33 protein-coding genes and 2 tRNA genes are annotated in these 25301 nt (G+C 58.8%); 27 read left to right on the top strand and 8 right to left on the bottom strand.

All coding sequences use genetic code 11. The features are described 5' to 3' along the window. Positions 1 to 28 precede the first annotated feature (28 nt). The 4 genes from AB3X55_03255 (at position 29) to AB3X55_03240 (ending at position 2253) form a co-directional block, all read left to right on the top strand. The gene (locus tag AB3X55_03255; protein MEX0502594.1) at positions 29 to 151 is read left to right on the top strand and encodes a hypothetical protein; all 123 of its coding nucleotides are present in this window, start codon (positions 29 to 31) and stop codon (positions 149 to 151) included. Continuing rightward, a complete protein-coding gene (locus tag AB3X55_03250; protein MEX0502593.1) occupies positions 148 to 510 on the top strand; it encodes a hypothetical protein in 363 nt (120 codons plus the stop codon). Before AB3X55_03255 ends, AB3X55_03250 begins: the two co-directional genes overlap by 4 nt. Before the next feature lie 484 nt (positions 511 to 994). Then, entirely contained in the window at positions 995 to 2035 is a 1041-nt protein-coding gene (locus AB3X55_03245) for a sterol desaturase family protein (protein ID MEX0502592.1), read from the top strand. After that, a complete protein-coding gene (locus AB3X55_03240; protein MEX0502591.1) occupies positions 2032 to 2253 on the top strand; it encodes a hypothetical protein in 222 nt (73 codons plus the stop codon). Before AB3X55_03245 ends, AB3X55_03240 begins: the two co-directional genes overlap by 4 nt. A 287-nt stretch (positions 2254 to 2540) precedes the next feature. Here the strand turns inward: AB3X55_03240 and AB3X55_03235 are convergent, their stop codons facing one another. Next, entirely contained in the window at positions 2541 to 2957 is a 417-nt protein-coding gene (locus AB3X55_03235) for an iron-sulfur cluster assembly scaffold protein (GenBank protein MEX0502590.1), read from the bottom strand. Between the two features lie 82 nt (positions 2958 to 3039). Further along, positions 3040 to 3171: a hypothetical protein gene (locus tag AB3X55_03230; GenBank protein MEX0502589.1), complete on the bottom strand. Its 132-nt coding sequence runs from the start codon at positions 3169 to 3171 to the stop codon at positions 3040 to 3042. Between the two features lie 167 nt (positions 3172 to 3338). Between AB3X55_03230 and AB3X55_03225 the strand changes: the two genes are divergently transcribed. From AB3X55_03225 to AB3X55_03165, 13 genes are all read left to right on the top strand, one after another. Continuing rightward, the gene (locus AB3X55_03225; GenBank protein ID MEX0502588.1) at positions 3339 to 3839 is read left to right on the top strand and encodes a Na+/H+ antiporter subunit E; all 501 of its coding nucleotides are present in this window, start codon (positions 3339 to 3341) and stop codon (positions 3837 to 3839) included. Next, positions 3836 to 4147, top strand: a complete 312-nt coding sequence (locus AB3X55_03220; GenBank protein ID MEX0502587.1) for a monovalent cation/H+ antiporter complex subunit F — start codon at positions 3836 to 3838, stop codon at positions 4145 to 4147. Before AB3X55_03225 ends, AB3X55_03220 begins: the two co-directional genes overlap by 4 nt. Beyond that, positions 4144 to 4467 carry a monovalent cation/H(+) antiporter subunit G gene (gene mnhG, locus AB3X55_03215; protein MEX0502586.1) on the top strand — a complete coding sequence of 108 codons (324 nt, stop codon included), beginning with the start codon at positions 4144 to 4146 and terminating at the stop codon, positions 4465 to 4467. The genes AB3X55_03220 and mnhG overlap by 4 nt, the downstream gene beginning before the upstream one ends. After that, positions 4467 to 5069, top strand: coding sequence for a DUF4040 domain-containing protein (locus AB3X55_03210; GenBank protein ID MEX0502585.1), 603 nt, complete (start codon positions 4467 to 4469; stop codon positions 5067 to 5069). The genes mnhG and AB3X55_03210 overlap by 1 nt, the downstream gene beginning before the upstream one ends. Continuing rightward, a complete protein-coding gene (locus AB3X55_03205; GenBank protein ID MEX0502584.1) occupies positions 5062 to 5505 on the top strand; it encodes a Na(+)/H(+) antiporter subunit B in 444 nt (147 codons plus the stop codon). The genes AB3X55_03210 and AB3X55_03205 overlap by 8 nt, the downstream gene beginning before the upstream one ends. After that, entirely contained in the window at positions 5502 to 5924 is a 423-nt protein-coding gene (locus AB3X55_03200) for a cation:proton antiporter subunit C (protein MEX0502583.1), read from the top strand. The genes AB3X55_03205 and AB3X55_03200 overlap by 4 nt, the downstream gene beginning before the upstream one ends. Beyond that, positions 5921 to 7411 carry a monovalent cation/H+ antiporter subunit D family protein gene (locus tag AB3X55_03195; protein ID MEX0502582.1) on the top strand — a complete coding sequence of 497 codons (1491 nt, stop codon included), beginning with the start codon at positions 5921 to 5923 and terminating at the stop codon, positions 7409 to 7411. The genes AB3X55_03200 and AB3X55_03195 overlap by 4 nt, the downstream gene beginning before the upstream one ends. Positions 7412 to 7419: 8 nt before the next feature. Further along, positions 7420 to 8871: a proton-conducting transporter membrane subunit gene (locus tag AB3X55_03190; GenBank protein ID MEX0502581.1), complete on the top strand. Its 1452-nt coding sequence runs from the start codon at positions 7420 to 7422 to the stop codon at positions 8869 to 8871. Beyond that, on the top strand, positions 8868 to 9119 hold the full coding sequence (locus AB3X55_03185; GenBank protein ID MEX0502580.1) for a hypothetical protein: 252 nt from the start codon (positions 8868 to 8870) through the stop codon (positions 9117 to 9119). The genes AB3X55_03190 and AB3X55_03185 overlap by 4 nt, the downstream gene beginning before the upstream one ends. Next, on the top strand, positions 9112 to 10812 hold the full coding sequence (locus tag AB3X55_03180) for a Na(+)/H(+) antiporter subunit D (protein MEX0502579.1): 1701 nt from the start codon (positions 9112 to 9114) through the stop codon (positions 10810 to 10812). The genes AB3X55_03185 and AB3X55_03180 overlap by 8 nt, the downstream gene beginning before the upstream one ends. Then, on the top strand, positions 10802 to 11296 hold the full coding sequence (locus AB3X55_03175) for a DUF192 domain-containing protein (GenBank protein MEX0502578.1): 495 nt from the start codon (positions 10802 to 10804) through the stop codon (positions 11294 to 11296). The genes AB3X55_03180 and AB3X55_03175 overlap by 11 nt, the downstream gene beginning before the upstream one ends. A gap of 62 nt (positions 11297 to 11358) precedes the next feature. Further along, positions 11359 to 11435: transfer RNA gene (locus tag AB3X55_03170), tRNA-Pro, on the top strand. A 170-nt stretch (positions 11436 to 11605) separates the two neighbouring features. Further along, complete coding sequence (locus AB3X55_03165; GenBank protein MEX0502577.1) at positions 11606 to 11926, top strand: ETC complex I subunit; 321 nt, start codon at positions 11606 to 11608, stop codon at positions 11924 to 11926. A 34-nt stretch (positions 11927 to 11960) separates the two neighbouring features. On the opposite strand, the gene AB3X55_03160 is transcribed toward AB3X55_03165, so the two are convergent. Beyond that, positions 11961 to 12488: an N-acetyltransferase family protein gene (locus AB3X55_03160; GenBank protein MEX0502576.1), complete on the bottom strand. Its 528-nt coding sequence runs from the start codon at positions 12486 to 12488 to the stop codon at positions 11961 to 11963. Between the two features lie 120 nt (positions 12489 to 12608). On the opposite strand from AB3X55_03160, the gene AB3X55_03155 reads away from it, so the two are divergent. Then, positions 12609 to 12685 (top strand) — tRNA-Arg (locus AB3X55_03155). A 5-nt stretch (positions 12686 to 12690) separates the two neighbouring features. On the opposite strand, the gene AB3X55_03150 is transcribed toward AB3X55_03155, so the two are convergent. Next, a complete protein-coding gene (locus tag AB3X55_03150; GenBank protein ID MEX0502575.1) occupies positions 12691 to 13158 on the bottom strand; it encodes a hypothetical protein in 468 nt (155 codons plus the stop codon). 235 nt (positions 13159 to 13393) lie between these two features. On the opposite strand from AB3X55_03150, the gene AB3X55_03145 reads away from it, so the two are divergent. The 4 genes from AB3X55_03145 to AB3X55_03130 all read left to right on the top strand — a co-directional run bounded on the left by AB3X55_03145 (position 13394) and on the right by AB3X55_03130 (position 16915). Further along, positions 13394 to 14551 carry a fumarylacetoacetate hydrolase family protein gene (locus AB3X55_03145; GenBank protein ID MEX0502574.1) on the top strand — a complete coding sequence of 386 codons (1158 nt, stop codon included), beginning with the start codon at positions 13394 to 13396 and terminating at the stop codon, positions 14549 to 14551. A gap of 108 nt (positions 14552 to 14659) precedes the next feature. Then, positions 14660 to 14851: a hypothetical protein gene (locus tag AB3X55_03140; GenBank protein ID MEX0502573.1), complete on the top strand. Its 192-nt coding sequence runs from the start codon at positions 14660 to 14662 to the stop codon at positions 14849 to 14851. 54 nt (positions 14852 to 14905) lie between these two features. Then, positions 14906 to 15895 carry a hypothetical protein gene (locus AB3X55_03135; protein ID MEX0502572.1) on the top strand — a complete coding sequence of 330 codons (990 nt, stop codon included), beginning with the start codon at positions 14906 to 14908 and terminating at the stop codon, positions 15893 to 15895. 111 nt (positions 15896 to 16006) lie between these two features. Next, positions 16007 to 16915, top strand: a complete 909-nt coding sequence (locus tag AB3X55_03130; GenBank protein MEX0502571.1) for a histone deacetylase — start codon at positions 16007 to 16009, stop codon at positions 16913 to 16915. A gap of 8 nt (positions 16916 to 16923) precedes the next feature. Here AB3X55_03130 and AB3X55_03125 read toward each other — a convergent pair whose 3' ends face one another. The 4 genes from AB3X55_03125 to AB3X55_03110 all read right to left on the bottom strand — a co-directional run bounded on the left by AB3X55_03125 (position 16924) and on the right by AB3X55_03110 (position 20935). After that, on the bottom strand, positions 16924 to 17280 hold the full coding sequence (locus AB3X55_03125) for a group 1 truncated hemoglobin (GenBank protein MEX0502570.1): 357 nt from the start codon (positions 17278 to 17280) through the stop codon (positions 16924 to 16926). A gap of 218 nt (positions 17281 to 17498) precedes the next feature. Next, on the bottom strand, positions 17499 to 18920 hold the full coding sequence (locus AB3X55_03120) for a Glu/Leu/Phe/Val dehydrogenase (protein ID MEX0502569.1): 1422 nt from the start codon (positions 18918 to 18920) through the stop codon (positions 17499 to 17501). 144 nt (positions 18921 to 19064) lie between these two features. Then, positions 19065 to 19919, bottom strand: coding sequence for a 3-mercaptopyruvate sulfurtransferase (sseA, locus tag AB3X55_03115; GenBank protein ID MEX0502568.1), 855 nt, complete (start codon positions 19917 to 19919; stop codon positions 19065 to 19067). Continuing rightward, entirely contained in the window at positions 19919 to 20935 is a 1017-nt protein-coding gene (locus AB3X55_03110; protein ID MEX0502567.1) for a cysteine synthase A, read from the bottom strand. The genes sseA and AB3X55_03110 overlap by 1 nt, the downstream gene beginning before the upstream one ends. A 135-nt stretch (positions 20936 to 21070) precedes the next feature. Here AB3X55_03110 and AB3X55_03105 point away from each other — a divergent pair, with 135 nt between their 5' ends. The 5 genes from AB3X55_03105 (at position 21071) to hisH (ending at position 25296) form a co-directional block, all read left to right on the top strand. Next, positions 21071 to 21583: a histidine phosphatase family protein gene (locus AB3X55_03105; GenBank protein ID MEX0502566.1), complete on the top strand. Its 513-nt coding sequence runs from the start codon at positions 21071 to 21073 to the stop codon at positions 21581 to 21583. 158 nt (positions 21584 to 21741) lie between these two features. Continuing rightward, positions 21742 to 22041: a YerC/YecD family TrpR-related protein gene (locus tag AB3X55_03100; protein ID MEX0502565.1), complete on the top strand. Its 300-nt coding sequence runs from the start codon at positions 21742 to 21744 to the stop codon at positions 22039 to 22041. A 24-nt stretch (positions 22042 to 22065) separates the two neighbouring features. Beyond that, positions 22066 to 22971 (top strand): ATP phosphoribosyltransferase, encoded by a 906-nt coding sequence (hisG, locus tag AB3X55_03095; GenBank protein ID MEX0502564.1) that lies wholly within the window; start codon positions 22066 to 22068, stop codon positions 22969 to 22971. A 9-nt stretch (positions 22972 to 22980) separates the two neighbouring features. Beyond that, positions 22981 to 24672 (top strand): histidinol-phosphate transaminase, encoded by a 1692-nt coding sequence (gene hisC, locus AB3X55_03090; protein MEX0502563.1) that lies wholly within the window; start codon positions 22981 to 22983, stop codon positions 24670 to 24672. 9 nt (positions 24673 to 24681) lie between these two features. Further along, positions 24682 to 25296: an imidazole glycerol phosphate synthase subunit HisH gene (gene hisH, locus AB3X55_03085; GenBank protein MEX0502562.1), complete on the top strand. Its 615-nt coding sequence runs from the start codon at positions 24682 to 24684 to the stop codon at positions 25294 to 25296. Positions 25297 to 25301 lie beyond the last annotated feature (5 nt).

Below are 25301 nucleotides of genomic sequence, written 5' to 3'. Positions count from 1 at the left end.
CAACCGGCCCATCAACCGGCCATACCACATGAAGGGCGAAGACTGGGAATGGCTGGATAAAGCCGAGGCTGAAGGCCTAATTGACAACCCCATGAAGCCACCCCATGTGCGCGACCAAACATGCGAACAAAACGCCGAGTTCGAACAATGAAACGACCCAACCCCGCCACAATTCTTGCGGTGTTGATTACGGCTCTGCCAATGCGGTCGCTGCATGCCGCTACGGTTGACGAAGTTGATGCCTGCGCTGCCTTTGGCAGACTGGCCGCAATCATCATGGAAAGACGTCTCGACGGTGCTTCACCTTCGGAAGCGATCAACGGTGCCGCTCCAGAATACAGTCTTTTCACACCTGCCAGGCGGCGACTGATGGTTCTTGATATCTATGATTGGCACATCCCTCTTGGTCTTGAAATAAAGCACGATCAAGGAGACGCAGGGGCCAAATCCAAAATCGTGACGATGGTTCGCAACGGTGCCGAAATCATATGCTTTGAAAGTCTGGAATGATCGTCTGGAGAGAACCAGAACAAGCTGCATTATGAAAGAAAACAAGTGAATGAACGCAAAGCGCAATTTCTGGCCCGGCGGCAAGCGAAAGGGAGTTCGGCTGGAGGCCTCATTCCGGCGGGTCATCGGCGAAGTCGACAAGACGAAGAATATGACGCGGGGCAATACGCGCACCGCCCACTAGTTTTCTCTAGCACCCGAAGTGCCTTCGCGCGGGATATCTTTCGTGATGACATAATTGTTAGTCATGCCCAAGTTGATTTCCTGAAAAAGAGTGTAACACTGGTAACTTTCTTTTATCTGTCAGTGAGAATTATAAAGGTTGATAGAGGGGCTCCACCTGATCGCCTTAAAGGCAGGCAACAAGGCCGACATAGCATTCGATCCTTGTTCAACCGTAGAATGGATAAGGCGAGATACTTGATTGTTTCCTCGGATCAGTTCTGGCACCGTTCGGGAGAGTGAACCTGACTGGTTGGATGCCATGACGACACCCGCGAATGACACCGTTTCCGAGACGATTGCCGATACGGTTTCCGGAACAGGTGCGGAATCCCAGCACGCCCACGCCAGCGAATGGCATTTCGCGCCAGACGTGCCCATCGAAAACAATCCTGTCTTTGCCTGGCCCTGGAACTGGCGCCGGATTATTGCCTATCACCGAGATTACTGGCTGACCCTGTCGGAGGTCAGCCTGTTCCTCGTCATCGCCGTCGCCGGATGGTGGGCGCTTCGCCCGCTGCTCGGTGACATGTCGGTGCTGGCACCGGGATGGATTGGCACCTTGCTGGCGCTGAATTTCGGGCTGGTGCTGCTTGTTGCCGGCGGCTTTCACCTGTTTTTCTATGTTCGTCGCGGGCAGGGGGATGACCGAAAATATGTCGCCCGGTTCGGGCATCGCGGCGGGTCGCGATTCACCTTCGGCAGTCAGGTTTATGACAACATGTTCTGGTCACTGGCCAGCGGTGTACCGATCTGGACAGGCTATGAGGTGCTGGTGCTGTGGGTCCACGCCACTGGCGGCAGTCCGGCTGTGTCCTTTGCTGCCAGTCCGGTTCTGTTCCTGATTCTGGTTTTCTTTACCGGCCCTTGGGTGGCCTTCCATTTCTACTGGGGGCATCGTCTGCTGCATACCAGCGTTCTGTACCGCCATGTTCATTCGCTTCACCACCGCAATGTAAATATCGGGCCGTGGTCTGGAATTTCCATGCACCCTGTTGAACATCTGATATATTTCAGCTCTTTTTTGATTCATCTTCTAGTGCCATCTCATCCTGTGCTTGTGATGTTTCATGGCTATATGCTGGCGCTGTCGGCGATTTTTGGACATACCGGGTTCCATGAACTGCTGCTTGGCAAAAGCCGCCGGATGCTGGTTGGGCATTTCCATCATCAGCTTCACCATCGGTATTTCGAATGCAATTATGGCAGTGTGGATTTTCCACTTGATGCCTGGTTTGGTACTTTTCACGATGGCACGGAGGCGGCACGGCAAAGATTGCGCGAGAGACTTGGCCCCAGATGAACAGGGAGATCGCTGTGAACAAGACAGGCAGGATGACCGAGGGCGGGCAAGAGGCGCACCAGTCGGTGCGTTCGGTTGAGGCATCGCATGTCATGCCACGTTGTCCTGCCTGCGGACAGCCTGAACAGCTTGTCTGGGTGCATGGTCACGGCCAATGTGCCCATTGCCACATGAATGTCATGCCATGTTGTGATGGCGCTGTCTGCGAGACGGATTGAAGTTTGGCGATTTGATCGACACACCTGCTTGCGGCATCGTTCCGCAGGTCTGTTCCCAGATTTGACCTTGCATGGTGCTGTAGCCGGGGTATAACCCGTTATCTGTCAACTGGGGGGCTTCACCATGAACGCAAATATCGGACTTATGCTTGTGATCGGGTTTCCGCTGGCACTGTGTTTTGTGCTGTGGCTGTTCGGAAAGGTATCCGTGCGTCCCGACTGATCCCGCGATAGGGCGGGCAGACCGCCTGCCGGCGGATCACCGTCTGGCGGCCCCGCGCATCTGTTTATTCAGCTGTGTCGTCGCCAAGCGCCGCCCTGCCGGCCTCGAATGCCAGGGTCACGCATTTATGCCTGTTGCGAATGGTGCGAACCGGCGCAAAGGCAGTCATGTCATCCGGGATATCGGTGTCTTCTCCCGCCAGCCAGACCGCGAGATCATCGCCAAGAGCCGCAAGCGCCTGGGCGCTGAGGCCAGGTGCCATTTCCAGAAGAAGTCCTGCACCGGCCTCGCACAAAGCGCAGCCCCGCACCGATGTCGAAACGGCGTCGATCCTGCCTTCTGTCACATGTAGCTTTATGTCCACCCGGTCGCCACAGGTTGGATTGGAGACAGACGCATGATGCGTGATGGCGTCAAGCTGCGGCGCCTGCCGAACGGCCTTTGCAAAGGCCAGAATGCGGTCCTGATAAAGCTGATCCATTCCTGACGCCTAACAAGTCGCGGCGGGCCGGGTCAATGCGCTGTAATGTCCGCACATTGTTGCCTGCGATATAGATCAGCTGTCAGCCAGCATTGACCAGAAGCATGGCGACACCGCTGATGGCGGCGATGTAGGTCACGAGAACCAGCCAGTGAATACCGTTATAGACGTTTTCTTCCGGAACATGATCCGGGCGCGGCTTGGTTCCAGCCATGATGATACCCCCTGATTGACACCCGCAGCCGAAATGCTGCGTCTGGACAATGTAATAACTCTATTGGCTGCGATATTCAACCGCGGCAAATGAAGGATTTTAGCCCTGTTTTCGGATTGAAGTGCTGCGGTCCGCACACTACTATCAACCCAGCTGGGGAGACATTTGTGGGCCGTTCCATTCGCAATATGATTCTGTTCGGGGTGTTGATGGCCGCCTGGCTGTTGATGTCTGGGCACTACACACCGCTTCTGGTTGGTCTTGGTATCGCCAGCTGCGCGCTTGTCACCTGGCTGGCCGATCGGATTGGTGGCACCGACGACGAAGGGCTGCCGCTTCATATGATGGCCCGCCTGCCGGCCTATCTTGCCTGGCTGATCAAGGAAATCATTGTGTCGAACATCGCTACCGGCCGGTTGATTTTGGCGGGCCGGGCGCGACCGGTGATTTTCACGACACCGGCCACGCAGGTGTCAGCTGGCGCACTGGTGACATATGCCAATTCGATCACCCTGACGCCGGGGACAGTCACCATCGAGGTCGAGGGGGCTGATGGTGCCACGCCGCACTTTCTTGTCCATGCCCTTGATCCGTCATTTGCCGCTGATGTCGAGAGTGGCGAGATGGACCGCCGGGTTACCGCTCTTGAAGGTGGGGGTGGTCAATGATGTTTGTGGTTGGGCTGGTCGCCTGTGCGGTGGCCCTTGTGATGGCGCTTGTCCGGGCAATGAAGGGGCCGACCGCCTTTGACAGGCTGTTGGCTGTCAACGCAACCGGGACGACGGTCATTCTTGGAATCGCACTTCACGGCTACGTCATGGGCCGGCCTGAATTCGTCGATATCGCCATTCTCTATGCGATCATCAATTTCATTGGCACCTTCGCCGTGCTGAAGCTGTTTGATACCGGGGGGCTTGGTGACCAGGGTGGACGTGCGCGCCCCGACCTGCCGGCTGGCAAGGATGGTGACGCATGACCATGATCGTCGACATTCTGTCAGGGCTTTGTATCGGTGCCGGCGTGATTGCACTTCTTGTCGGCAGTCTCGGATTGATACGCCTGCCTGATCTGTACAGCCGCACGCATGCAGTTGGCATGATGGACACGGCCGGTGTGGGTTTCATCATTCTTGGCCTGATCATTCACGAGGGTTTCACGCTCGTCAGCGTAAAGCTGGCCCTTATCGGTATTTTCCTGTTCTTCACCAGCCCGATCGCCACACATGCGGTGGCCCAGGTGGCGCATCGCAGCGGGTTGAAGCCGCTGACCGAAGATGGCGGAGAGGATCAGACCTGATGGCCGGGTATCTTACCAACCTGCTGTTGCTGGCACTGCTTGTGTTCATTCTGGTTCTGGTTATCCGGACCCGTCGCCTGTTTCCGGTTGTCGTCCTTGCCGGGGCCTATTCACTGGTGTCGGCGGCGATGTTTGTAAATCTCGATGCTGTCGATGTCGCCTTTACCGAGGCGGCGGTTGGGGCCGGCATTTCGACTGTTCTGTTCCTTGCCACGATGGCCTATCTCCCAGCGGTCGAGAAAACCCCGCCCGAGGCAAAGGGCATTGGCCATATCCTGCCAGCCCTGATCATCTGCCTGCTTGCCGGGGCGCTGCTGGTCGCGGCGGCTGTTGAATTGCCACCGGTCGGTGATCCAACGGCACCGCCACAAACCCATGTCGCCCCACGATATCTCGAGGAAAGCGGATCATTTCTGAAAATCCCGAATGTCGTCACCACAGTGCTGGCAAGCTATCGCGGCTTTGACACATTTGGTGAGACCGTTGTGGTGTTCACTGCCGGGCTGGGGGTGCTTGTGCTTCTGGCCGGCTTTACAAGAACCGCACGTGCCGTGAAACCCGGCACCGCGAAGACGGATCAGGGGGAGGGTGACAATGCGTGACAACCCGATCCTGCGCGTTACGGCAAAAATCCTGTTCGCGCCCATCATCATATTCGGGCTGTATGTCCAGTTTCATGGTGATTATGGGCCTGGTGGCGGGTTTCAGGCCGGCGTGATTATCGCGGCTGCCTTTATTCTGCACGCGCTGGTTTTTGGTCTCGAGGCCGGGCGGCGACTCGTTCCCGGCTGGGTCAACCTGGCAATGCTTGCGCTTGGTGTGCTGATCTATGGCGGGGTTGGTGTCGCCGGGATGATGCTTGACGGGCTGTTTCTTGACTACAACGTGCTGTCCGGTGATGCCTCGAAAGGCCAGCATTACGGTATCCTGCTGGTGGAATTCGGCGTTGGGCTGACCGTGACCGGCGTGATGCTGGCGTTGTTTCATGCGTTTGCCGGCTTTGCCGAAACTGACTATGCCGCCACGGAGGACGAATGATGACCGGCCCCGTCGCACAGATCCTGGAAAGCTGGAACTATCTGGTTGTCATTGCGCTGATGATGGGCGGATTGTTCATTGTCATTTCGCAGAACAATCTGGTGAAAAAGCTGGTGGGGCTGGCCATTTTCCAGACATCGGTGTTTATTTTCTACATCAGCGTGGGCAAGGTTGCCGGCGGCACCGCCCCGATTCTGATGGACGCGGCCGATACCCTCTATTCAAATCCGCTGCCACATGTGTTGATCCTGACGGCGATTGTCGTCGGGGTGGCAACGACGGCGCTTGGTCTGGCACTGATCCTGCGGATCCATGCTGCCTTTGGCAGCATCGAAGATGATGAGGTGCTGGCGCTGAAGGCCGAGGCGGCAGAACCTCGCGCAAGGCGCGGTGATGATGGTATGGGGGGCGCGGTATGACGCTGGCGCAGATCATTGCCAACCTGCCGGCGCTGGTTGTTGTCATTCCGTTGCTGCTGTCACCTGTCTCGGCGATGCTGCCGATTGCCGGCCTTGCCTGGCTTCTTGCGGTGATTGGCACGGGCGCGGCCTTCTTGTGTGCGCTGCTGCTGCAGGGAGCTGTCACGGGCGGCGAGAGTTTCAGCTATTTCCTTGGCAACTGGCCACCCCCCTGGGGTATCGAGTTTGTCGTTGACGCACCGTCGACCTTCACCATCCTGGTCATGTCGGGGCTTGCCTTTGTCGTGACATTGTTTGCCCGCACCGCGCTGCTGGCGGATATCGCCGAGGCGGATGCCGGCAAGGCCTATGCCGCCTGGCTGCTTGCCTGTGGGGGATTGTCCGGCCTGGTGATGACGGGGGATGCGTTCAACCTGTTCGTCTTCCTTGAAATTTCGGCACTATCCTCGGTCATTCTGATCGCGCTTGGTGCCGGACGTGACAGGCGGGCGCTGATTGCCGGCTATAATTATCTGGTGATTGGCGCGGTTGGCGCGACCTTTTATGTGATCGGGGTGGGCTTTATCTATGCCGTGACCGGATCGCTGAACATGGCCGACCTTGCGGTGCGGATTCCCGAGGTGCCGCAGACAACCGTGGTGATGGTCGGGTTCGGGTTCATGATGGCCGGTATACTGGTCAAGGCGGCAATCTTTCCGGTGCATATATGGCTTCCGGCGGCCTATGCCTTTGCGCCGTCTGCGGTGTCTTCACTGCTTGCCGCCATTGCGACAAAGGCAGCGCTTTATGTCATGGCGCGAATTGTCTTCGATGTTTTTGCCGGCATGCCGGATATGACCGGGTTCGCGCTGCAATTCGTTCTGGTACCCCTTGCGCTTGGCGGAATTTTCATCGGCACCATTCTGGCCATCTATGAAAATGACATCAAAAAGCTGCTGGCCTTCAGCTCGGTAGCGCAGATCGGCTATATCGCGCTTGCTTTTGGCGTGTCGACCACCGCCGGTATCGCTGCTGGTTTCATCCATATCGGCAACCATGCACTGATCAAGGGGGGGCTGTTCGTGGCTGTTGGTGGCTACGCGGTGATATTGGGACGACGGATAAATCTGGCGCAGATGACGGGCCTTGGCAGACGCATGCCGATCACGACGACGGCGTTTCTGATCTGCGGGCTGAGCCTGATCGGTCTGCCGCTGACGGCTGGCTTTATCTCGAAGCTCTATCTTGTTCGCGCGCTTCTCGAGGCCGAGATGATCATTGTCGTGGGGCTGGTTCTGGCCAGCAGCGCGATGTCTGTTGCCTATCTGTGGAAGATTGTCGAGGTTTTGTGGAAGCCGGCTGAGGACAGCGCATCGCTTCGCGAATCGCCGGCACTTTATCTTCCCCTGTGGATATTGGCGCTTGGCAATCTGTGGTTCGGCATTGCGCCGGCCCCGCTCGTTGACGCCGCGATGCAGGCGGCTATGCAGATGACCGGGGGGATGTGATTGTGCTGATGTCTCCCCAGACGGCCATTCTTGTTGGCATTTTTGCGCCGCTTGTCACGGCGCTTGCAGTCCCGTTCCTGGCGGTACGGTCAAACTGGCGTGATGTTGCCGGGCCTGTCGGCGCGGTTGTGACTTTTGCCGCCGCGCTTGAGGTGACAGTCGATGTTCTGGCAGGTGGCATGCCGACCTGGGTGGCGGCCGAGATTGCCCCCGGGCTTGAACTTGCGTTCCGGGTGACACCGCTTGGGGCAATCTTCGGGCTCGTTGCCTCGGGACTGTGGATTCTGGCTGCTGTCTATTCGGTTGGCTATATGCGCGGCAATCACGAAAAACATCAGACGCGGTTCGCCGCGTTCTATGCCGTGGCCGTTCATGCCGCAATGGCTATTGCATGGTCGGGCAATCTTCTGGTGCTGTTCATCTTCTATGAAATCCTGACCTTTTCGACCTTTCCGCTTGTTGCCCACAAGGATAGCCGGGCGGCCCGGGATGCCGGTCGTCTCTATATGAGCATTCTGGTCGGAACCTCTGTGGTGCTGCTGTTGCCAGCGGTGATCTATGTCTGGCTGATGACAGGGCGTCTGGATTTCGTGTCTGGCGGCATTCTGAAGGATGCCATTCCAAGTGCCGTTGTGCCCTGGTTGCTGGCGGCCTTTGTGTTCGGTGTCGGCAAGGCGGCGGTGATGCCGCTTCACCGCTGGCTTCCGGCGGCCATGGTGGCTCCAACGCCTGTCTCCGCGCTCCTCCATGCCGTGGCTGTTGTGAAGGCCGGTGTTTTCACGCTGCTGACGGTTGTTGTCTATATTTTCGGCATTGATTTTCTGGCCGACACGGGGGGCGCGACGTGGCTCGTCTGGTTGACCTGTTTCACCATTCTGGCGTCAAGCTGTGTTGCCATTACCAAGGATGACCTGAAGGCACGTCTTGCCTATTCCACCATCAGTCAGCTGTCCTATGTGGTGCTTGGCGCGGCCATTGCCACCCAGATGGCGGCCACCGGCGCGGCGCTCCATATCGTCATGCATGCTGCTGGCAAGATCACTCTGTTCTTTGTTGCGGGGGCGATCTATGTGCAGGCGCATATCACCAAGATTTCCGACCTTGACGGGCAGGGGCGCGAGATGCCGTGGCTTTTCGGGGCGTTTTTCCTTGGCGCTCTGTCCATCATCGGCATTCCACCACTTGGCGGCAGCTGGTCGAAATTCTATCTGATGGTGGGCGCTGCGGATGCCGGCTTGGTTATGGTTCTTGCCGTACTCAGCCTGTCATCGCTCCTCAACATCTACTATCTGCTTGATCCGGTGGCGCGCGGTATCTTCAAGCCGAAGATGAAGGTCGTTAAGATAGACCGCCACCCCCTGGTGATCTTGCCACCTGTGCTGACCGCGGCATTGAGTGTGGTTCTGTTCTTTTTTGCTGACACATTTCTGGCGCTGGCAGAGGCGATGGTGACGCGATGAGCGGACATAGCGAAGAATCGGTGCGGCTGGCATTGATGGGGAAATGGGCAACGCGGGTACTTCTGGCCGCCGGAGCGGTTCTTGTGGTGCTGGAATTCGTCATTCACCGGCATGGGGAAATCGCCGCCGAGGACATTCCGCTGTTCCCGGCTGTCTATGCCTTTGTGATCTGCGTGGCCATCGTTGTCGGCGGGATCTATCTGCGGAAGATCGCGATGCGGGACGAGGATTATTACGATGATGAGTGATATCCTGACCAGCCTGCCACCCGGTTTCGTGATGATGCTTGCGGCCCTGCCTGTGATGTTTGTGCCGCACCATCTTCGCCAGATCTTCATGCTTGCGGTGATCGGCATGTCGGCCTGGAGCCTGACCGCCGGTGCCGGAGATCATTGGGTTGTCAGCCTGATGGGGCTGGAGCTGATCCTGTATCGCGCCGATCACCTCAGCCTGCCTTTCGCCATCGTCTTTCACATCGCCGCGGCGCTGAACGTCTTCTATGGCTGGCATGAACGGCGAATGACCGACCATGCCGCCGGCATCGCCTATGCCGGCGCAGCCATTGCCGCGCTCCATGCCGGTGATCTGCTGACGCTGTTCATCTGGTGGGAGGCGACGGCCGTGACGTCGGTGTTCCTGATTCTGGCATCCGGAACCCAACGCGCGCGCCACGCCGCGATGCGCTATCTGATTGTCCAGGTGCTGTCGGGCGTGCTGCTGCTGTCAGGTGCGGCGCTGATGTTCAGCGAAACCGGGTCCATGGGGTTTGCGGCGATGGAGCTTGGGTCGCTCGCCACCTGGTTGATCTTCATCGCCTTTGGCTTCAAGGCGGCCTTTCCGCTTCTCAATGGCTGGCTTCAGGATGCCTATCCCGAGGCCACCGTTGTCGGCACCGTGGTGCTGTCGGCCTTTACGACAAAGCTGGCCATCTATGCGCTGGCGCGCGGCTTTGCCGGCACCGATCTGCTGATTGTCATCGGCTGTCTGATGACAGCCTTTCCAGTATTCTTTGCCGTCATCGAGAATGACATGCGGCGGGTTCTTGCCTACAGCCTCAACAACCAGCTTGGTTTCATGGTGGTGGCTATCGGTATTGGCACCGAGTTGGCGATCAATGGCGCGGTCGCGCACGCCTTTGCGCATATCATCTATAAAGGTCTGCTGTTCATGAGCATGGGCGCGGTCCTGTATCGTGTCGGCACCATCAAGGCGTCAGAGCTTGGCGGCCTTTACAAAAGTATGCCCTGGACCACCGTTTTCTGTATCGTCGGGGCGATGTCGATTTCGGCCTTTCCCCTGTTCAGCGGTTTTGCTGCAAAATCGCTGATCATGTCGGCGCTTGGTTACAAGGGGCTGGTGGCGGCCTATCTGGTGCTTCTGGCCGCGTCGGCAGGTGTGCTTCACCATTCCGGGATCAAGATCCCGTATTTCGCCTTTTTCGGACATGATGGCGGGCACAGGGTCAAGGAAGCGCCCTTTGGCATGCTGGTGGCGATGGGGCTTGCCAGTGTGCTGTGTATCGGTATCGGGTCGTTCCCGGGGCTGTTCTACCAGCTTCTGCCCTACAGCCTTGACTACAACCCCTATGACGCCAGCCATGTCGTTGGCCAGCTGCAGCTTCTGATTTTCTCGATCCTTGCCTTTACATTCCTGATGACCTTCAAATTCTATCCACCGGAGCTGCGCTCGACGGTGTTGAATACGGACTGGCTCTCTCGTCGTGTGGCTCCAGCCATCGGGCGTCCTGTTCTGGGTGGCATCATGGCGGTCTGGCACAGCGTCACCTGTGCCATCGCCGGCTATCGCGACGCCATCGTCGAGGCGGTGGAAAGGTTGATGCACGCCCCCATTACCGGGCCAACGGTGCCGGGGCGCGCGGTGATGGTGCAGATGCTGGTTCTGATTGTTATTCTTGCGGTCGGGTATCTTGTTGCGGGTTGAGCGTCATTACCGCCATCTGTTGGCCTTTCTGGTTCTGGCGGTGTCGATTGTTGTTCCAGCCCTGATGGCATCCGGGGCGGAATTGGAACGCCCCCCTTTTGAGACAGCATTGGTGAGCCTTGACCGCGGCGACGGCACCATTGTGACGTTCGACGTTGAGATTGCGCAAACACCCCGTCAATGGTCATTCGGGCTGATGCATGTGCCGTCAATGCCGGCCGGGCAGGGGATGCTGTTCATCTTCCCGGATATGGCGCCGCGCAGTTTCTGGATGAAAAACACCCTGATCCCGCTTGATATGCTGTTTTTTGATGATGCGGGAGCGCTTGTCTCGGCTGTCAGGAACGTTCCGCCGCACTCGCTTGAGTCGCGCAGATCAAAGGGACATGCCCGGTTTGTACTGGAACTGAATGGCGGCACGATGGATGCGCGCGGCATTACCGATGCGGCAAGATTGCGCCTTGGGAAGAATGATGGCTGGTAACGGCAAAAACAGGTACGAAATGGCTTGATTAAAGCGTGGCAACCTCATACAACCAGCCGCGTCGGAGTGTAGCGCAGCCTGGTAGCGCATCTGGTTTGGGACCAGAGGGCCGGGGGTTCGAATCCCTCCACTCCGACCATTTCCCATATAATCTGTCACATATAGTCTTTTACGCATAATCCGATACGCATCGGGTCGTGTTTGTCCGTCACCCTGTTCATAACGTGATTCCGGCAATCTCGGGGCTTGACGCGGCGGCGGCGGCATAAGATAGATGAGGGGTCGAACGCGAAGTGGTGGGGAGCTGACATGGTACGCGCACGAATCTACAAGCCTTGCAAGACAGCCACACAATCCGGGCGCAAAGCTGCGGTAACGCGCGGCAACAGCTGGGTGCTGGAATATCCGCGCAGCGCCGTCGTCAAGCCGGATCCGCTGATGGGTTGGCAGTCATCTGCCGATACCGCCCGCCAGGTAAAGGTGCGCTTCCCGGATCGCGACAGCGCGGTTGCCTATGCCGAGGCACATGGCATCGACTATCAGATCATCGAGCCAAAGTCGCGGCGGGTCAGACCACGTGCCTATGCTGACAATTTTGCCTTTACGCGCAATGGTGCCTGGACCCACTGAGGCCGCAGCAAACCGCTTTCCACCCGACTGGATATCAGATCGTGTCCGGCTCGTCCTCGTTCAGCGGGCATTGCATAAAGACAACGTCCAGAAATCTGCCGAATTTGAAGCCGATCCGACGTGCCGTCCCGATATGCTTGAACCCATGAGCATGATGCAGCGCGACTGACGCTGCGTTTGCCGAATCACCAATCACCGCCATCATCTGATGATACCCGTCGGCCTGTGCGGCGGTGATCAACGCCGCAAGCAACCGGTGCCCAATGCCCCGGCCCATGACTTTGTGATGAACATAGATGCTGTCTTCGACGGTCAGCCTGTACCCGTGCCGTGGATTGTGGGGGCCGGCATAGGCATAGCCGATGACCACGTTATCCTGTTCGGCCACCAGAACCGGATATGAGCCATCGAGGAGGGTGGTGATCCGTCGCGTCATTTCGGTGCGTGACGGCGGATCAGTCTCGAAACTGGCCGTGCCATGCTGGACGTGATGGCCATAGATCTCGGTGATCGCCTGAATGTCGCCGGATCGCGCCGGGTCATAGCTGCGGATGGTTGTCATGGCCTCATCCTATGAGGGGTTAACGACGGGGCGCAATACCGCCCCAGCGTTTTCTGGACTTTATGCGGATAATCAGGCAGACAATAGCCACAGGCAATCTGCCGCCCGACGCATGGCCGTGGTTCCGTAGCTCAACTGGATAGAGCAGCTGACTTCTAATCAGCAGGTTGGGGGTTCGAGTCCTCCCGGAATCGCCATGCTGTCACGGGCTCTCGAAGACATAGGAGGCTACCTTCAGCCACGGTGTCGCGGCCTGTCCGTTGAATTGGGTGACGTAGATCGTGGCTTCACCGGCAAAATAGCTGTCGATGAAGACGCCTTTCATTTCCCACCTCAGATTCATGATGCCGCCGACGCCCTGTCGACCTCTTTCAGAAAAATACCCATTGAGCCGACCCGTTTCCGGATCAATCTTCAGCTTGTATTTGATCTTGCCCTTGACCCAGTTTTCATCCTCATACTGTACGTCGACAATGTTGTTGTCTTCGATGAGAAACACAAATTCGCCGGTGTTGCCAACCTGTTCTCCAGTGTCTGGGTTTGCAAAGGTGACTTTGTAAAAGCCGGCATACGCACCGTCTTCAATGGCCGAGGCCTGGGTGGGGCCAAGAATGATCACGGCCAGAACCATCAGGAATTTGAGAGTGGTCAACCGGATCGGTTTAGGCATTTTGCATCTCCATAATGTGACCCTGAAAAGATAAGTCCACTATTGGATATTTGGGTGCTGGTTGAACGGTTTCAACCATGCCAAGTGAATGATCAAAGTCTATGGAATGATCAAAGCTGGGTTTCCCATTCCCCCTGCAAAGTCGTATGGTTATGGTTCGGGTCGGGCTGTCGATATCCTCTGGCAGTGGAACCCTTCATGAAACCGAGATGATCGTGCGCTGAAAGGATTTGATGTGGATATTCTGCCCGCCGACCATGCCGCCGCCACCCTTGTCGGCCGCGTCTGGAACCCGGCCGTTTCCGGCCCCAGCCTTGTGCAGATCACTGACGGGATGGTTTTCGACATCACCGGTGCCGCCGCACCGACCATGCGCGATCTGCTGGAAATGGATGATCCTGTCGGCTTTGTTCGCGCCAATCCCGGCATGGAACTCGGCCATATTGATGAATTTGCCAAACATAGCTGGCAGCATCGCGGCGACATGACCAGGCCGCATCTTCTGGCACCGTTCGACCTGCAGGCTGTCAAGGCATGCGGTGTGACCTTCGCGCAGTCCATTATCGAACGCGTGATCGAGGAAAAGGCCAAGGGAGATGCCTCGCAGGCGGATGCCATCCGCCAGCGCTGTCTCGAGCTGATCGGCGCCAGCCTGACCGACGTGAAAGCCGGGTCCGAGGAAGCGCAGCGGGTCAAGCAGGCGCTGATCGAAGTGGATATGTGGTCGCCCTATCTGGAGGTCGGGATTGGTCCCGATGCCGAAGTGTTCACCAAGGCCCAGCCCCTGTCGTCGGTTGGCTGGGGTGCCGAGGTGGGGCTGCATCCGGTGTCGGAATGGAACAATCCGGAGCCGGAGATTGTTCTGGCAGTTAACAGTCAAGGTAAGATAAAGGGCGCAACACTCGGAAATGACGTCAATCTTCGCGATGTCGAGGGGCGTTCGGCATTGCTTCTTGGCAAGGCGAAGGACAACAACGCCTCGTCATCTCTTGGTCCTTTCATCCGTCTGTTCGACGAGGGATACGGGCTTGACGATGTGCGGGTGGCCGAGCTGACCCTGGAGGTAACAGGCACGGACGGGTTCCAGCTGAAGGGTTCCAGTTCAATGGCACAGATCAGCCGCGACCCCCTCGATCTCGTCAGTCAGACCTGTGGTGCGCATCATCAATATCCGGACGGGTTCTGTCTGTTTCTGGGAACCCTGTTCGCCCCGGTTCAGGACCGCCGGGCACCGGGGGCGGGCTTCACGCACGAGCTAGGCGATATTGTCAGCATAAAGGAGCCACGCCTTGGCACGCTTCGCAATCAGGTCAATCTGTCCCCGTCCTGTCCGCCCTGGACATTCGGTGCGGCGGCGTTGATGCGCAATCTGGCGACGCGGCAACTGCTGTAGCCTGGCGAGGGCCGCGCCCGACCTTTGCTTGATCCGGATTTTGACATTCCTGAAAATATACCATATCTTGTGGCATACGAGTATTCGTGGTCCAGAGTTTGTGGGGCAATGCCGGAGTTCGCCACCAGCCTCCGTGAAAAAAAAGGCAGAGGAATGAAGCATAGAGATTTCAAGGACGCTGTCCGTCTTGGCGCGTTTTCATATTATGAGCGCAAGAACCGCAGCGCCACCATGTTGCGTGAAATGTGGTGGCTGCTGCCACTGGTTATTGCCGTCGCCATCGCAACCTACATGATCTGACAGCCCGGTCGGCGCAGTGCCGTTGATTGGCACGATACTTGCTGAACCTGCGGTATGTTCAGCAGGCGCACTCTTATCAGACCGGACCATCTGTCGGCAGGCTTCGGCCTGCTGGCCCAGATCGCGTTGCTGCTAATGCCTGCACATCTTGCCGCGCAGACCGGCAAGAGCATTACCGGCCTTGACAATATCTGCCTTGCCGAGGCGCAGCGCGCCGAAGTCAGGCATGGGATTCCAGCCGGTTTGATGCAGAGCATCACCCGCGTTGAATCTGGCCGCAAGATGGTCACGGGTGAATATATGCCCTGGGCCTGGACGCTGAATGATCAGGGCGAGGGGCTGTTCTTTGACACTCGGGAAACGGCTTTGGCCTATCTTGTAAAAGCTGTCGCAACGCCCGACCACAGTGTCGATGTCGGCTGCATGCAGGTAAATACGAAATGGCATGCTGACGGGTTTCTGGACATTGCCGACATGCTGGACCCTGTTCACAACGCAAGCTATGCGGCCGGGTTCCTGCTCGACCTGCATGCCGCGCATCAAAGCTGGGACGAGGCCGTAAAGCATTACCATTCCGCAGAGCCGCGCAAGAATGTTGTCTATCATCGCCGGGTGCTTGCTGAACTTGAACGCTATATCGACCGGGGCGCAGCGCCAGCCCCGACGCCCGGCGCCGATGATTCCGTAATGCTTGCCGCCGCGCCCGCGGATCTGCCGGCCGATGATGTGGTATCGCCAATACCGGACGAGGGCAGTGCCGACAGCGCCGCCATAGCGCCGCTTCCAGACCTGTCCCCGCTTGTGTCTGAACCGGTTGCTGCGCCCGCCGCGGTTTCAGCGCCGCAGGTGGCGGTGCCGGCCGGTGTCACGCCGGTAACTGCGCCGTCTGCCGGTGCGTTGCTGCCAGACCTGCTGTCCCCCGACCAGCCGTCCCCCGATCAAACCATTGCCGGCGATCCGGTCTGGGAAAAGCAGCCGAACCTGGCCCCGCATCGCAGCCGGGTCGAACAATTCCGCCGGATTCTGGCACAGCAGGCCGGCTAGCCGGGTAACACCGCCGCACCCCGATTGCCGAACCGCGCGCCGATTGCTAGGTCTGTCGGTGACTGGTCCTGTTTGCTGTCGAATGTGCTGTTGTCCGAATGTGCTGTATTCATGCTGTCGCTGATCACCCATCCCGCCTATGACATTCCGCTGCCCGACGGGCACCGGTTTCCGGCCACGAAATTTTCCCGCCTGATGGCGCGGCTTGACAGTGACGGCATCACCGCGGCCTTCACCAGCTTTCATCCGGCCCCGGCGGGGCGTGTCGATCTGTGGCCGACGCAATGCGCCGCCTATGTCGATGCGGTGGCGGGAGGCACCCTGGACCGGGATGCGCTTCGCGTAATGGGTCTGGTCTGGAGCCAGGTCCTCGCCAACCGGTCCTTTCTTGCTGTCAATGGAACCCTGCTGGCCGCGCGCCAGGCGCTGCGGTACGGCCTTGCCTGTCATGCGGCGGGGGGGACGCATCACGCGCATCACGGGCATGGCGCCGGCTATTGCGTGTTCAATGATCTTGCCTACACCGCCACGAGGCTGGCCGATGAAGGCGCGGTCAGGCGCGTTCTGATCCTCGATTGTGATGTCCATCAGGGCGATGGCACGGCGCGGATCCTGGCCGACCGGCCGGATCTGTTCACCTGTTCGCTCCACTGCAAGGCCAATTACCCGGCGCGCAAGGCGACAAGCGATCTGGATGTCGAGATCGACCGGCACGCCGATGATGCCGCCTATCTGTCGATACTGGACGACACGCTGCGGCGATTGCAGGCGATGATTACGCCTGATCTGGTGATCTATGATGCCGGGGTCGATATCCATGAGGGCGACAGGCTGGGCCTGCTGGCGGTCAGCTATGATGGCATCCGCCGGCGTGACGCGATGGTGCTGCGGCATTTCCGGTCGCGCGGCATTCCGGTGGCAACGGTGATTGGCGGCGGGTATGGCACCGACCTTGACGAGGTGGCCTATCGCCACGCGCTGGTCTTTCACGCCGCGGCGGCGGAATATGCCAGCGGGTGAGCCCCATTTTACCCGCTGACGACATCGCGTTCATAGCCGCGGATGGTGTTGGCGATGGTCTCGATATCCTGTGCCTCGATCGCCAGTTCGGCGGCGGCGGCCCTGATATGGCTCATCACCCGTTCGAACTGGTCCTTCGAGATGCGATAGCCGGCATGCGCCTCGCGCAGGTCGCGGCCCCGATATATATCCGGCCCCCCGGTCAGGACGGTCAGGAAATCGGCCACATGTTCGCGCAGCCGATCGATATCGACGCCGACAAAGAACGGCGCCAGTTCCGGGTCGACCAGCATCCTGTCATACAGGCATTCGGCCATGCCGGAGGTCACCCGGCTGCCATATTTCATGTAGAGTGACTTTTCCATCCTGGCTCCGCGGGTTCCAGCATTGCGTGTCCGCCCCGTCGGCGTCGGGGCGGTTCATGACATGATTCCCCATTGTTGTCGCAATTGACGAATTCAGACCATGCCTGATTGATACGCCGCCGCCACCGGCCGGCACGCGGTCACCCCGGATGGCCGCCGGAATCAGATTTTGGGATCAGATTTGGGGACCAGATTTTCGGGGACCAGATTTTCGGGGGTCAGATTCCCAGGGTCTGGTAACTCTGGGCAATGCGCCGCACGGCAACCATCATCGCCGCCGTGCGAAGGTCGGTTGCCATCGCCTCGTCATTCCAGACCCTGCTGATGACCTCGTAGCTGTTGCGCATGGTGTCCTCGAGGCCGGAGCGGACAAGGTCGATCTCGGTGCCACCCTCGACCGCGCGGGCGGCGATGTCACGCGGGAATTCCTTGCCAATCATCGATTCAATGCCGTCGATCAGCGCGTTGAATCTGGCTTCCTCGGCGCGGCGCTGCAGCCGCCCGAACCGGATCCGGCTGAGATTCTTGATCCATTCGAAATAGCTGACCGTCACACCGCCGGCATTGGCATAGAGATCGGGAATGATCACCACGCCCCGGTCGCGGAGAATCACATCCGCCGCCGCCGAGACAGGGCCGTTCGCGGCCTCGATGATCAGCGGGGTTTTGATATTGGGCGCATTGTCCTCGGTGATCACCAGCTCCATCGCCGCCGGGATCAGGATATCGGCATCCGCCTCCAGCATTTCCATGCCGGACTCCACATGGCCGGGAAAGCCGGTTACGCCGCCATGGGCGCTGATATGGGCGCGAAGCGCGGCGATGTCGATTCCCGTTTCATCGACCACGGCACCGTCGCGTTCCAGCACATGCGTGATCAGCGCGCCATCCTCGGTCGACAGGAACAGCGCCGCGTGATAGCCGACATTGCCCAGCCCCTGAACGATCACACGCTTGCCTTTCAGGCCCGGTGCAAGGCCGGTTCTGGCGACATCGTCGGGATGGTCGAAAAAAGCACGCAGGGCGTATTCGACGCCGCGGCCCGTCGCCTCGGTACGGCCGGCTATGCCGCCCTTGCTGACAGGCTTGCCGGTGACACAGGCCCAGGCGTTCAGTTCCGCCGGGTTCAGGCGTTTATATTCATCCGCCATCCATGCCATCTCGCGCTCGCCGGTGCCGACATCGGGTGCCGGGACATTCTGCGACGGATGGATCAGGTCGCGTTTTGCCAGTTCCTGGGTGAACCGGCGGGTAATGCGTTCAAGCTCAGCTTCGGTCCATTCGCGCGGATCGATGATCAGCCCGCCCTTGGACCCGCCGAACGGCACTTCGACAAGTGCGCATTTATAGCTCATCAGCGCGGCCAGCGCCTCGACCTCTGCCTGATTGACATCGGGCGCAAAGCGGATACCACCCTTCACAGGTTCAAAATGTTCGGAATGGACGGATCGATAGCCGGTGAAGGTGAACAGCCTGCCGCGCAACCTGACACCGAACCGCACCACATAGGTCGAGTTGGCCACCATGATCTTTGTGGCCAGGTCTTCACCAAGCTGGTCATCGGCATGGGTGGCGTTGAGGCAAGCCACAGCGTTCTGGAAATTCGTCTCAATCGATTGCAGGAATTCATCACCGGCCATCTGGTTTCTCCCCCCGTCACGTCATGCTGACGTTATCCCTTTGCAAGCAAACAGCATAACAATGACTGAAAGCAAGAGGCGAGGGGCGCATTTGTCCGGTGTGGCGTGGTCCGGTCAGGTGTGTCCCGGTCAGGTATATTCCCGTCAGGTGCGGGATGCCGGCCCGGTTTCGATCGGCGCGTCGCTGGCACCCCATTCGGTCCATGAACCGTCATAGACCGTCACCGCCTCATTGCCCAGCAGGTGCAGGCCGACAGCCAGCACACAGGCTGTCACACCCGACCCACAGCTGGTCGCAACCGGCGCATCAGGGGCGATTCCGGCGGCAACAAACAGATCACGCAGATCGTCGACATGGCGATAGGTGCCGTCTTCGTTCAGCAGGTCTGAAAAGGGAAGGTTGCGCGACCCCGGTATATGGCCGGCGCGAAGCCCCTTGCGCGGCTCCGGCGCATCGCCGGCAAAGCGCGCCGCTGCTCTGGCATCGAGAATTTGACCGGCGGAACCGGAATCCAGCCCGGCCCGAAGCGTGGCCATATCGACGACGCCGACACCGGCAGGCTGGCGCGCGAGGAAATCACCGGCAGGGCGTTCATCCGCCGGACCGGATTCAAGGTCGCCGCCAATGGCCCGCCAGGCGGCAAGCCCGCCATTCAGAAGGGATATGTTCGTATGGCCATACAGGCGCATCATCCACCATCCGCGCGCCGCGCTGCGGACGTCGGAATCATCATACATCACCACATGATCATCATTCGACAGGCCAAGCGCGCGCATATGGGCGGCAAAATCATCCGCCGAGGGAACCATATGCGGAAGCTGATTGTCGGGATCGGCAATCCTGTCGATATCAAACCGCTGCGCGCCGGGGATATGCGCGGCAATGAATTCGTCATGCGGGTTCCTGTTGGCGGTCGGCAGATGGCTGCTGGCATCAAGGACAACAACCTGATCCAGATTCGCCTTCAGCCATGTCGCGGATACCAGTGTGGGTGCCATCAGCTGATCTCGAGCCATGCCGGGACAGGAAGTGATTTCGATTTCAGGAATTCAGGATTCCACACTTTCGACTGGTAGCGTTGACCACTGTCGCACAGGATTGTCACGATCGTGTGGCCGGGGCCGAGATCGCGCGCCATGGCAACGGCACCGGCAACATTGATGGCCGTTGAGCCACCCAGATACAGACCTTCGACCTGCATCAGGTCATAGATGTAGGGAAGCGCTTCCATGTCCGACAGGCGATAGGCGGTGTCGATCACGGCTTCGGCAAGATTGGCGGTGATCCGGCCCTGACCGATGCCCTCGGAAATCGAATTGCCCTCGGCCTTGAGTTCACCATGCATGTAGTGATTATACAGCGCCGAGCCTTCCGGGTCCGACAGGGCGATGCGGATTTGCGGGTTCTGTTCCTTCAGATACCGCCCGACACCGGCAATTGTGCCGCCTGATCCGACAGCACAGGTGAACCCGTCGATATGGCCGTCTGTCTGCTGCCAGATTTCCGGGCCGGTTGTGCGGTAATGGCCTTGCATGTTGGCGGTGTTGTCAAACTGGTTGGCCCAGATCACCCCGCCCGGATGCGTTTCGGCAAGTTCCTTGGCCAGCCGTTCGGAATAGCGGATATAGTTGTCCGGATCCTTGTAGGGTTTGGCAGGCACCAGCCGCAGATCGGCCCCGAAGACACGCAGAACGTCCTTCTTTTCCTGGCTTTGTGTTTCCGGCATCACGATAACCGAGGTGTATCCCTTGGCGTTGCCAACCATCGTCAGGCCGATACCGGTATTGCCGGCGGTGCCCTCGACAATCATCCCGCCAGGCCGCAGGGCGCCACTGTCTTCGGCTGCCTCGATAATGGCAAGAGCGGCGCGGTCCTTGACCGACCCGCCGGGGTTCATGAACTCGGCCTTGCCATAGATGTCACATCCCGTAGCCTCGGATACGCCGCGAAGCCTGATCAGGGGCGTGTTGCCGATCGCGTTCAAAAGCTCTTGGGTGCCGGTATTGTGCTGCATGATCTCTGTTCCTGTTTGGCCCCAATCTAGACAGTCAGGCCGGGGCTGTCATCACCCAGTTTTCTGCACCCCGGTGTGTCTTGTGGCTTGGCAGGCGGCAAGCGACATGCAAATCTGACCGCGGAGAGTTCGTAGATGGCGCGTATCACACTATTTCGGCATGCCAAGGCCGAGAACCCCGATCTGCACACAGCGGATATCGATCGTGTTCTGGCATGGCGCGGGCGTCGCAACGCTGCACGGATGGGACGGTTCATCGGTGACAGGGGGATGCTGCCCAACCTGATCATCGTATCGACGGCGGCGCGCACGCGGGAGACCTACCAGCTGGCATCCGCCGACTGGCCCGATATTCCCGTGATGTTTCTCGACAGTATCTATGAGGCCAGCGCCACGACATTGATGACCGCGATTGAAGCGCATGGCGCGGCGTGCGAACGGGTGATGGTAATTGGCCACAATCCCGGACTTGTCGTGCTTCTTCACAACCTTGTCGAAGCGCCGCCAGCAGGCGTCAACATGTACTACTTTCCAACAAGCTGTGTTGCCGATATTGGCTTCGACGTGCCGCATATCCGCGATATCGAACCGGAGTCGGGACGGCTGCTGTCCCTGATCCGGGTGCGTGAACTGACCACAGACGGCTGATTTCCCTTTTTGCTTGGCGACCGTAATGGTCGGCGACCTTTATGGTGGACGACCGGCTGGCAGGTGAGTGTTTGCCGATTGTCTTTTGACGGTTGGCTGTTGACAAAGGTGTTTTAGCGTATTAAATCGCTATCACATCACGATCATCAGGACCAGCCATGAAGCGCGCGCAGATTGACAAGGCGCATGAACAGGATCTTTACGAAGCCATCCTGCAGCTCGAATCCTTTGAAGAGGTGCAGAGTTTCTTCTATGACCTCTGCACACCTGCCGAACTGGAAGGTCTGGTTGATCGCTGGCGTGTTGCGCAGATGCTGGTGCAGAACATTCCCTATCGCCGGATCGCGGCGGAAACGAATGTCAGCACGGCTACGATTGTCCGTGTGGCGCGGTTTCTGAACAATGGCAATGACGGCTATCGCACGATCATGCGGCGGCAAGGAAAAATTGAGGGCTGACGCCCACCAGGCAAGGTTTGACCGATGACAGCAAAATCACATCGCAACGACGGTCGTTTGAAGATCGCCATCCAGAAATCGGGCCGGCTGTCGGAAAAGAGCTTCGCGCTCCTCGAAAAGGCCGGTATCTCGCTGCAGAAAAGCAAGGACCAGCTTCTCTGCCGGGCGCATAATTTCCCGCTGGACATCTTTCTTGTCCGCGATGACGACATCCCGGCATTTCTGACCAATCATGTCTGTCAGCTTGGCATCATCGGACAGAACACGCTTCTGGAAACGCAGCAGCTTGACCCCGAAATCTATGGGGGGCTGTCACAGGTGATCGAACTTGGCTTTGGGCGATGCCGGCTGTCGATCGCAGTTCCGAACGACATGGAATATACCGGCCTGGAAAGCCTTGCCGGGCGCACCATCGCCACTTCCTATCGCGGGTTGCTTCAGGCCTTCCTTGCCGACCGCGGTGTCGAGGCAAACATCGTGACCATGGAGGGGGCTGTCGAAGTCGCGCCACGAACGCATCTTGCCGATGTCATCTGTGATCTTGTCTCGACTGGCAATACGCTGATCTCAAATGGTCTTGCCGAAAAGGATATCATTCTTCAGAGTCAGGCAGTTATAATTAAAAACAATGATATGCAGAATGATCTTAAGAGCCTTTGCGAAACCTTGCTGGCGCGAATAAACGCTGTTCTGCGGGCTGACCGCAGCCGTTACATCATGTTGAACAGCCCCGTTGCCATGCTGGACGAGATCAAGGCTGTATTGCCGGGATCACAATCGCCGACGGTCATGCCGTTGCAGGGCAATGACGACATGGTCGCCGTCCATGCTGTCTGCGACGAGGAGGTCTTCTGGTCGACAATGGAGGCGCTGAAGGATCGTGGTGCCTCGTCCATTCTCGTTGTTCCGATTGAAAAGATGCTGGATTGAGGGGCTGTGATGACGTCGCAAACACCATCTGAGCCATCCGCCGGTGCAGAAACCGGCATGGCGGCACGCGCCCGGCCGGAAATACTGGCCATGAAGGGCTATTCATCGGCCCGTTCGCTTGTTGCCAGCAGTGCCAGCACCGTGTTTCTGGATGCGAATGAGTGTCCCTACGAGCCGTTTGTCGGGGCGTCGGACCTGGCGCGCTATCCGATGCAGCAACCGCCCGAACTGATGCGTGTCATCTGTGACTGGCTTGATCTGTCATCGCGGAATGTCACAATCATGCGCGGGGCGGACGAGGCGATTGACTGTCTGATGCGGGCTTTCTGTGTGCCGGCTGTCGATAATGTCATTATATGCCCGCCAACCTTTGCCATGTACCGGCAATCGGCAATCCTTCAGGGGGTGGAGGTGCGCGAGGCACCGCTTGCCGCGGGCTTTGCACTGGACAGCAAGGCGGTGCTGGCACAATGTGATGCCAATACAAAGCTTGTGTTTGTCTGTTCCCCCAATAATCCAACCGCCAATCTGATGGATCGCGACGCGGTTCTGGGTCTGTGCGCCTCGCTTGCCGGGCGGGCGCTGGTGGTCGTTGATGAGACCTATATTGAATATGCCGGGGTCGACAGTGTGGCGGCCATGCTGGAAAGCCATGCCAATCTTGTCGTTCTGCGGACCCTGTCGAAATCGCATGCTGCAGCCGGAGTGCGGTGCGGTGTGGCGGTGGCGCGGGCAGATGTGAGCGCGCTGTTGGCCAAGGTGCTGGCACCCTATCCCGTCCCGCAGCCTGTGGTACAGGCGGTGATGGCCATCATGGCACCGTCCAACCAGGCCAAGCTGGCTGACAAGCGGCAGGAGATTGTCGCAAGGCGTGACGCCTTTGCCGCCGCGGCCGCCGACATCGCGATGGTGCGCGAGGTGCTGCCGACCGATGCCAATTACCTGCTGATGATCGTCGATGATGCTGACGCGCTGTGTGCGCTGGCTGGCGAGGCCGGGTTTATTCTTCGTAACCAGTCCCATCAACCCGGTCTTGCAAACGCCGTGCGGGTGTCGATCGGCACGCAGGACGAGATGGATGGGCTGCTGGCCATTCTCCGGGGCGAGGGGGTTCCGGCTGCCGCCGCCGAGCGTGTCGCGCGCCATGTCCGCCGGACCAGCGAGACCGCGATTTCCGTTGCGGTAAATCTCGATCGCAAGACCCCGGTCAATATCTCTACCGGGGTAGGGTTCTATGACCACATGCTTGACCAGATCGCCAAACATGCCGGATTTTCGCTGCAGCTGGAATGTGACGGCGATCTTCATATCGATCCGCACCATACGGTTGAGGATTGCGCCATAGCCCTTGGCGTTGCGATCAGGTCCGCCCTTGGCGACAAGCGGGGCATCGGGAGATACGGGTTCTGTCTGCCGATGGATGAATCGCTTGTCACCGTGGCGCTTGATCTGAGTGGCCGATACTATCTCGATTTCAAGGGTGATTTTCCGGCTGATCATGTCGGTGATCTGCCAACGGATATGATTGAACATGTGTTTCGTTCACTGGCTGAAAATCTGCAGGCCAACCTGCATATCGCTGTCGAGGGCGAGAATGCACACCACATGGTCGAGGCCTGTTTCAAGGGGTTTGCGCGCGCGCTGCGGCAGGCCATCCGTCTGGATGGAGCCGAGCTGCCAAGCACCAAGGGCATGCTGTAGGGTGACGACATGATCGCAATCATTGACAGTGGTGGCGCCAACATCGCCTCGGTGCGATTCGCGCTTGAACGGCTTGGCGTGGATGCTGAACTCACTGCCGACCCGCAGGTGATCTCTGCGGCTGAGCGGGTCATTCTGCCTGGTGTCGGTGCGGCGCCGGTGGCGATGGCCAAACTCGAAGCCGCCGGACTTGTGGAGTGTATCCGCGCGTTGACCCAGCCTGTTCTGGGCATTTGTCTTGGCATGCAGCTGTTGTTTGAACGCTCGCAGGAAGGTAACACGCCGCTGCTTGGTGTTGTTGACGGAGTCTGCGAGGCCCTTGATGCGTCATCAGGGCTGACGGTTCCGCATATGGGCTGGAACCGGCTGATCCCCCATAAGGGGGCCGAGGCGCATCCGCTACTGGCCGGCGTTGCGCCCGGCGCACATGTCTATTTCGTCCACGGCTTTGCGGCCCCGGTTTCCGATCACACCGTTGCAGCATGCGAGTATGGAAGTGCCTTCACCGCATTGGTGGCGCGTGGCAATTTCATGGGGGCGCAATTCCATCCCGAGAGGTCGGGACCGGTAGGCGCTGCAATCCTCAGGAACTTCATCACTCTGCCGACTGGCAGAAAGGCGTGACCCGA

This window comes from Alphaproteobacteria bacterium LSUCC0719, assembly GCA_040839025.1.
Lineage (GTDB): Bacteria > Pseudomonadota > Alphaproteobacteria > Puniceispirillales > Puniceispirillaceae > UBA8309.
The sequence above is the reverse complement of the archived record's forward strand: the minus strand, read 5'-3'. Positions and strand labels throughout refer to the sequence as shown.

Coding starts and splice junctions, on each gene's coding strand:
- AB3X55_03255 (MEX0502594.1), top strand. CDS start 29: ATGAAGGGCGAAGACTGGGAATGGCTGGATAAAGCCGAGGCTGAAGGC.
- AB3X55_03250 (MEX0502593.1), top strand. CDS start 148: ATGAAACGACCCAACCCCGCCACAATTCTTGCGGTGTTGATTACGGCT.
- AB3X55_03245 (MEX0502592.1), top strand. CDS start 995: ATGACGACACCCGCGAATGACACCGTTTCCGAGACGATTGCCGATACG.
- AB3X55_03240 (MEX0502591.1), top strand. CDS start 2,032: ATGAACAGGGAGATCGCTGTGAACAAGACAGGCAGGATGACCGAGGGC.
- AB3X55_03235 (MEX0502590.1), bottom strand. CDS start 2,957: ATGGATCAGCTTTATCAGGACCGCATTCTGGCCTTTGCAAAGGCCGTT.
- AB3X55_03230 (MEX0502589.1), bottom strand. CDS start 3,171: ATGGCTGGAACCAAGCCGCGCCCGGATCATGTTCCGGAAGAAAACGTC.
- AB3X55_03220 (MEX0502587.1), top strand. CDS start 3,836: ATGATGTTTGTGGTTGGGCTGGTCGCCTGTGCGGTGGCCCTTGTGATG.
- mnhG (MEX0502586.1), top strand. CDS start 4,144: ATGACCATGATCGTCGACATTCTGTCAGGGCTTTGTATCGGTGCCGGC.
- AB3X55_03210 (MEX0502585.1), top strand. CDS start 4,467: ATGGCCGGGTATCTTACCAACCTGCTGTTGCTGGCACTGCTTGTGTTC.
- AB3X55_03205 (MEX0502584.1), top strand. CDS start 5,062: ATGCGTGACAACCCGATCCTGCGCGTTACGGCAAAAATCCTGTTCGCG.
- AB3X55_03200 (MEX0502583.1), top strand. CDS start 5,502: ATGATGACCGGCCCCGTCGCACAGATCCTGGAAAGCTGGAACTATCTG.
- AB3X55_03195 (MEX0502582.1), top strand. CDS start 5,921: ATGACGCTGGCGCAGATCATTGCCAACCTGCCGGCGCTGGTTGTTGTC.
- AB3X55_03190 (MEX0502581.1), top strand. CDS start 7,420: ATGTCTCCCCAGACGGCCATTCTTGTTGGCATTTTTGCGCCGCTTGTC.
- AB3X55_03185 (MEX0502580.1), top strand. CDS start 8,868: ATGAGCGGACATAGCGAAGAATCGGTGCGGCTGGCATTGATGGGGAAA.
- AB3X55_03180 (MEX0502579.1), top strand. CDS start 9,112: ATGAGTGATATCCTGACCAGCCTGCCACCCGGTTTCGTGATGATGCTT.
- AB3X55_03165 (MEX0502577.1), top strand. CDS start 11,606: ATGGTACGCGCACGAATCTACAAGCCTTGCAAGACAGCCACACAATCC.
- AB3X55_03160 (MEX0502576.1), bottom strand. CDS start 12,488: ATGACAACCATCCGCAGCTATGACCCGGCGCGATCCGGCGACATTCAG.
- AB3X55_03150 (MEX0502575.1), bottom strand. CDS start 13,158: ATGCCTAAACCGATCCGGTTGACCACTCTCAAATTCCTGATGGTTCTG.
- AB3X55_03140 (MEX0502573.1), top strand. CDS start 14,660: ATGCCGGAGTTCGCCACCAGCCTCCGTGAAAAAAAAGGCAGAGGAATG.
- AB3X55_03135 (MEX0502572.1), top strand. CDS start 14,906: ATGTTCAGCAGGCGCACTCTTATCAGACCGGACCATCTGTCGGCAGGC.
- AB3X55_03130 (MEX0502571.1), top strand. CDS start 16,007: ATGCTGTCGCTGATCACCCATCCCGCCTATGACATTCCGCTGCCCGAC.
- AB3X55_03125 (MEX0502570.1), bottom strand. CDS start 17,280: ATGGAAAAGTCACTCTACATGAAATATGGCAGCCGGGTGACCTCCGGC.
- AB3X55_03120 (MEX0502569.1), bottom strand. CDS start 18,920: ATGGCCGGTGATGAATTCCTGCAATCGATTGAGACGAATTTCCAGAAC.
- sseA (MEX0502568.1), bottom strand. CDS start 19,919: ATGGCACCCACACTGGTATCCGCGACATGGCTGAAGGCGAATCTGGAT.
- AB3X55_03110 (MEX0502567.1), bottom strand. CDS start 20,935: ATGCAGCACAATACCGGCACCCAAGAGCTTTTGAACGCGATCGGCAAC.
- AB3X55_03105 (MEX0502566.1), top strand. CDS start 21,071: ATGGCGCGTATCACACTATTTCGGCATGCCAAGGCCGAGAACCCCGAT.
- AB3X55_03100 (MEX0502565.1), top strand. CDS start 21,742: ATGAAGCGCGCGCAGATTGACAAGGCGCATGAACAGGATCTTTACGAA.
- hisG (MEX0502564.1), top strand. CDS start 22,066: ATGACAGCAAAATCACATCGCAACGACGGTCGTTTGAAGATCGCCATC.
- hisC (MEX0502563.1), top strand. CDS start 22,981: ATGACGTCGCAAACACCATCTGAGCCATCCGCCGGTGCAGAAACCGGC.
- hisH (MEX0502562.1), top strand. CDS start 24,682: ATGATCGCAATCATTGACAGTGGTGGCGCCAACATCGCCTCGGTGCGA.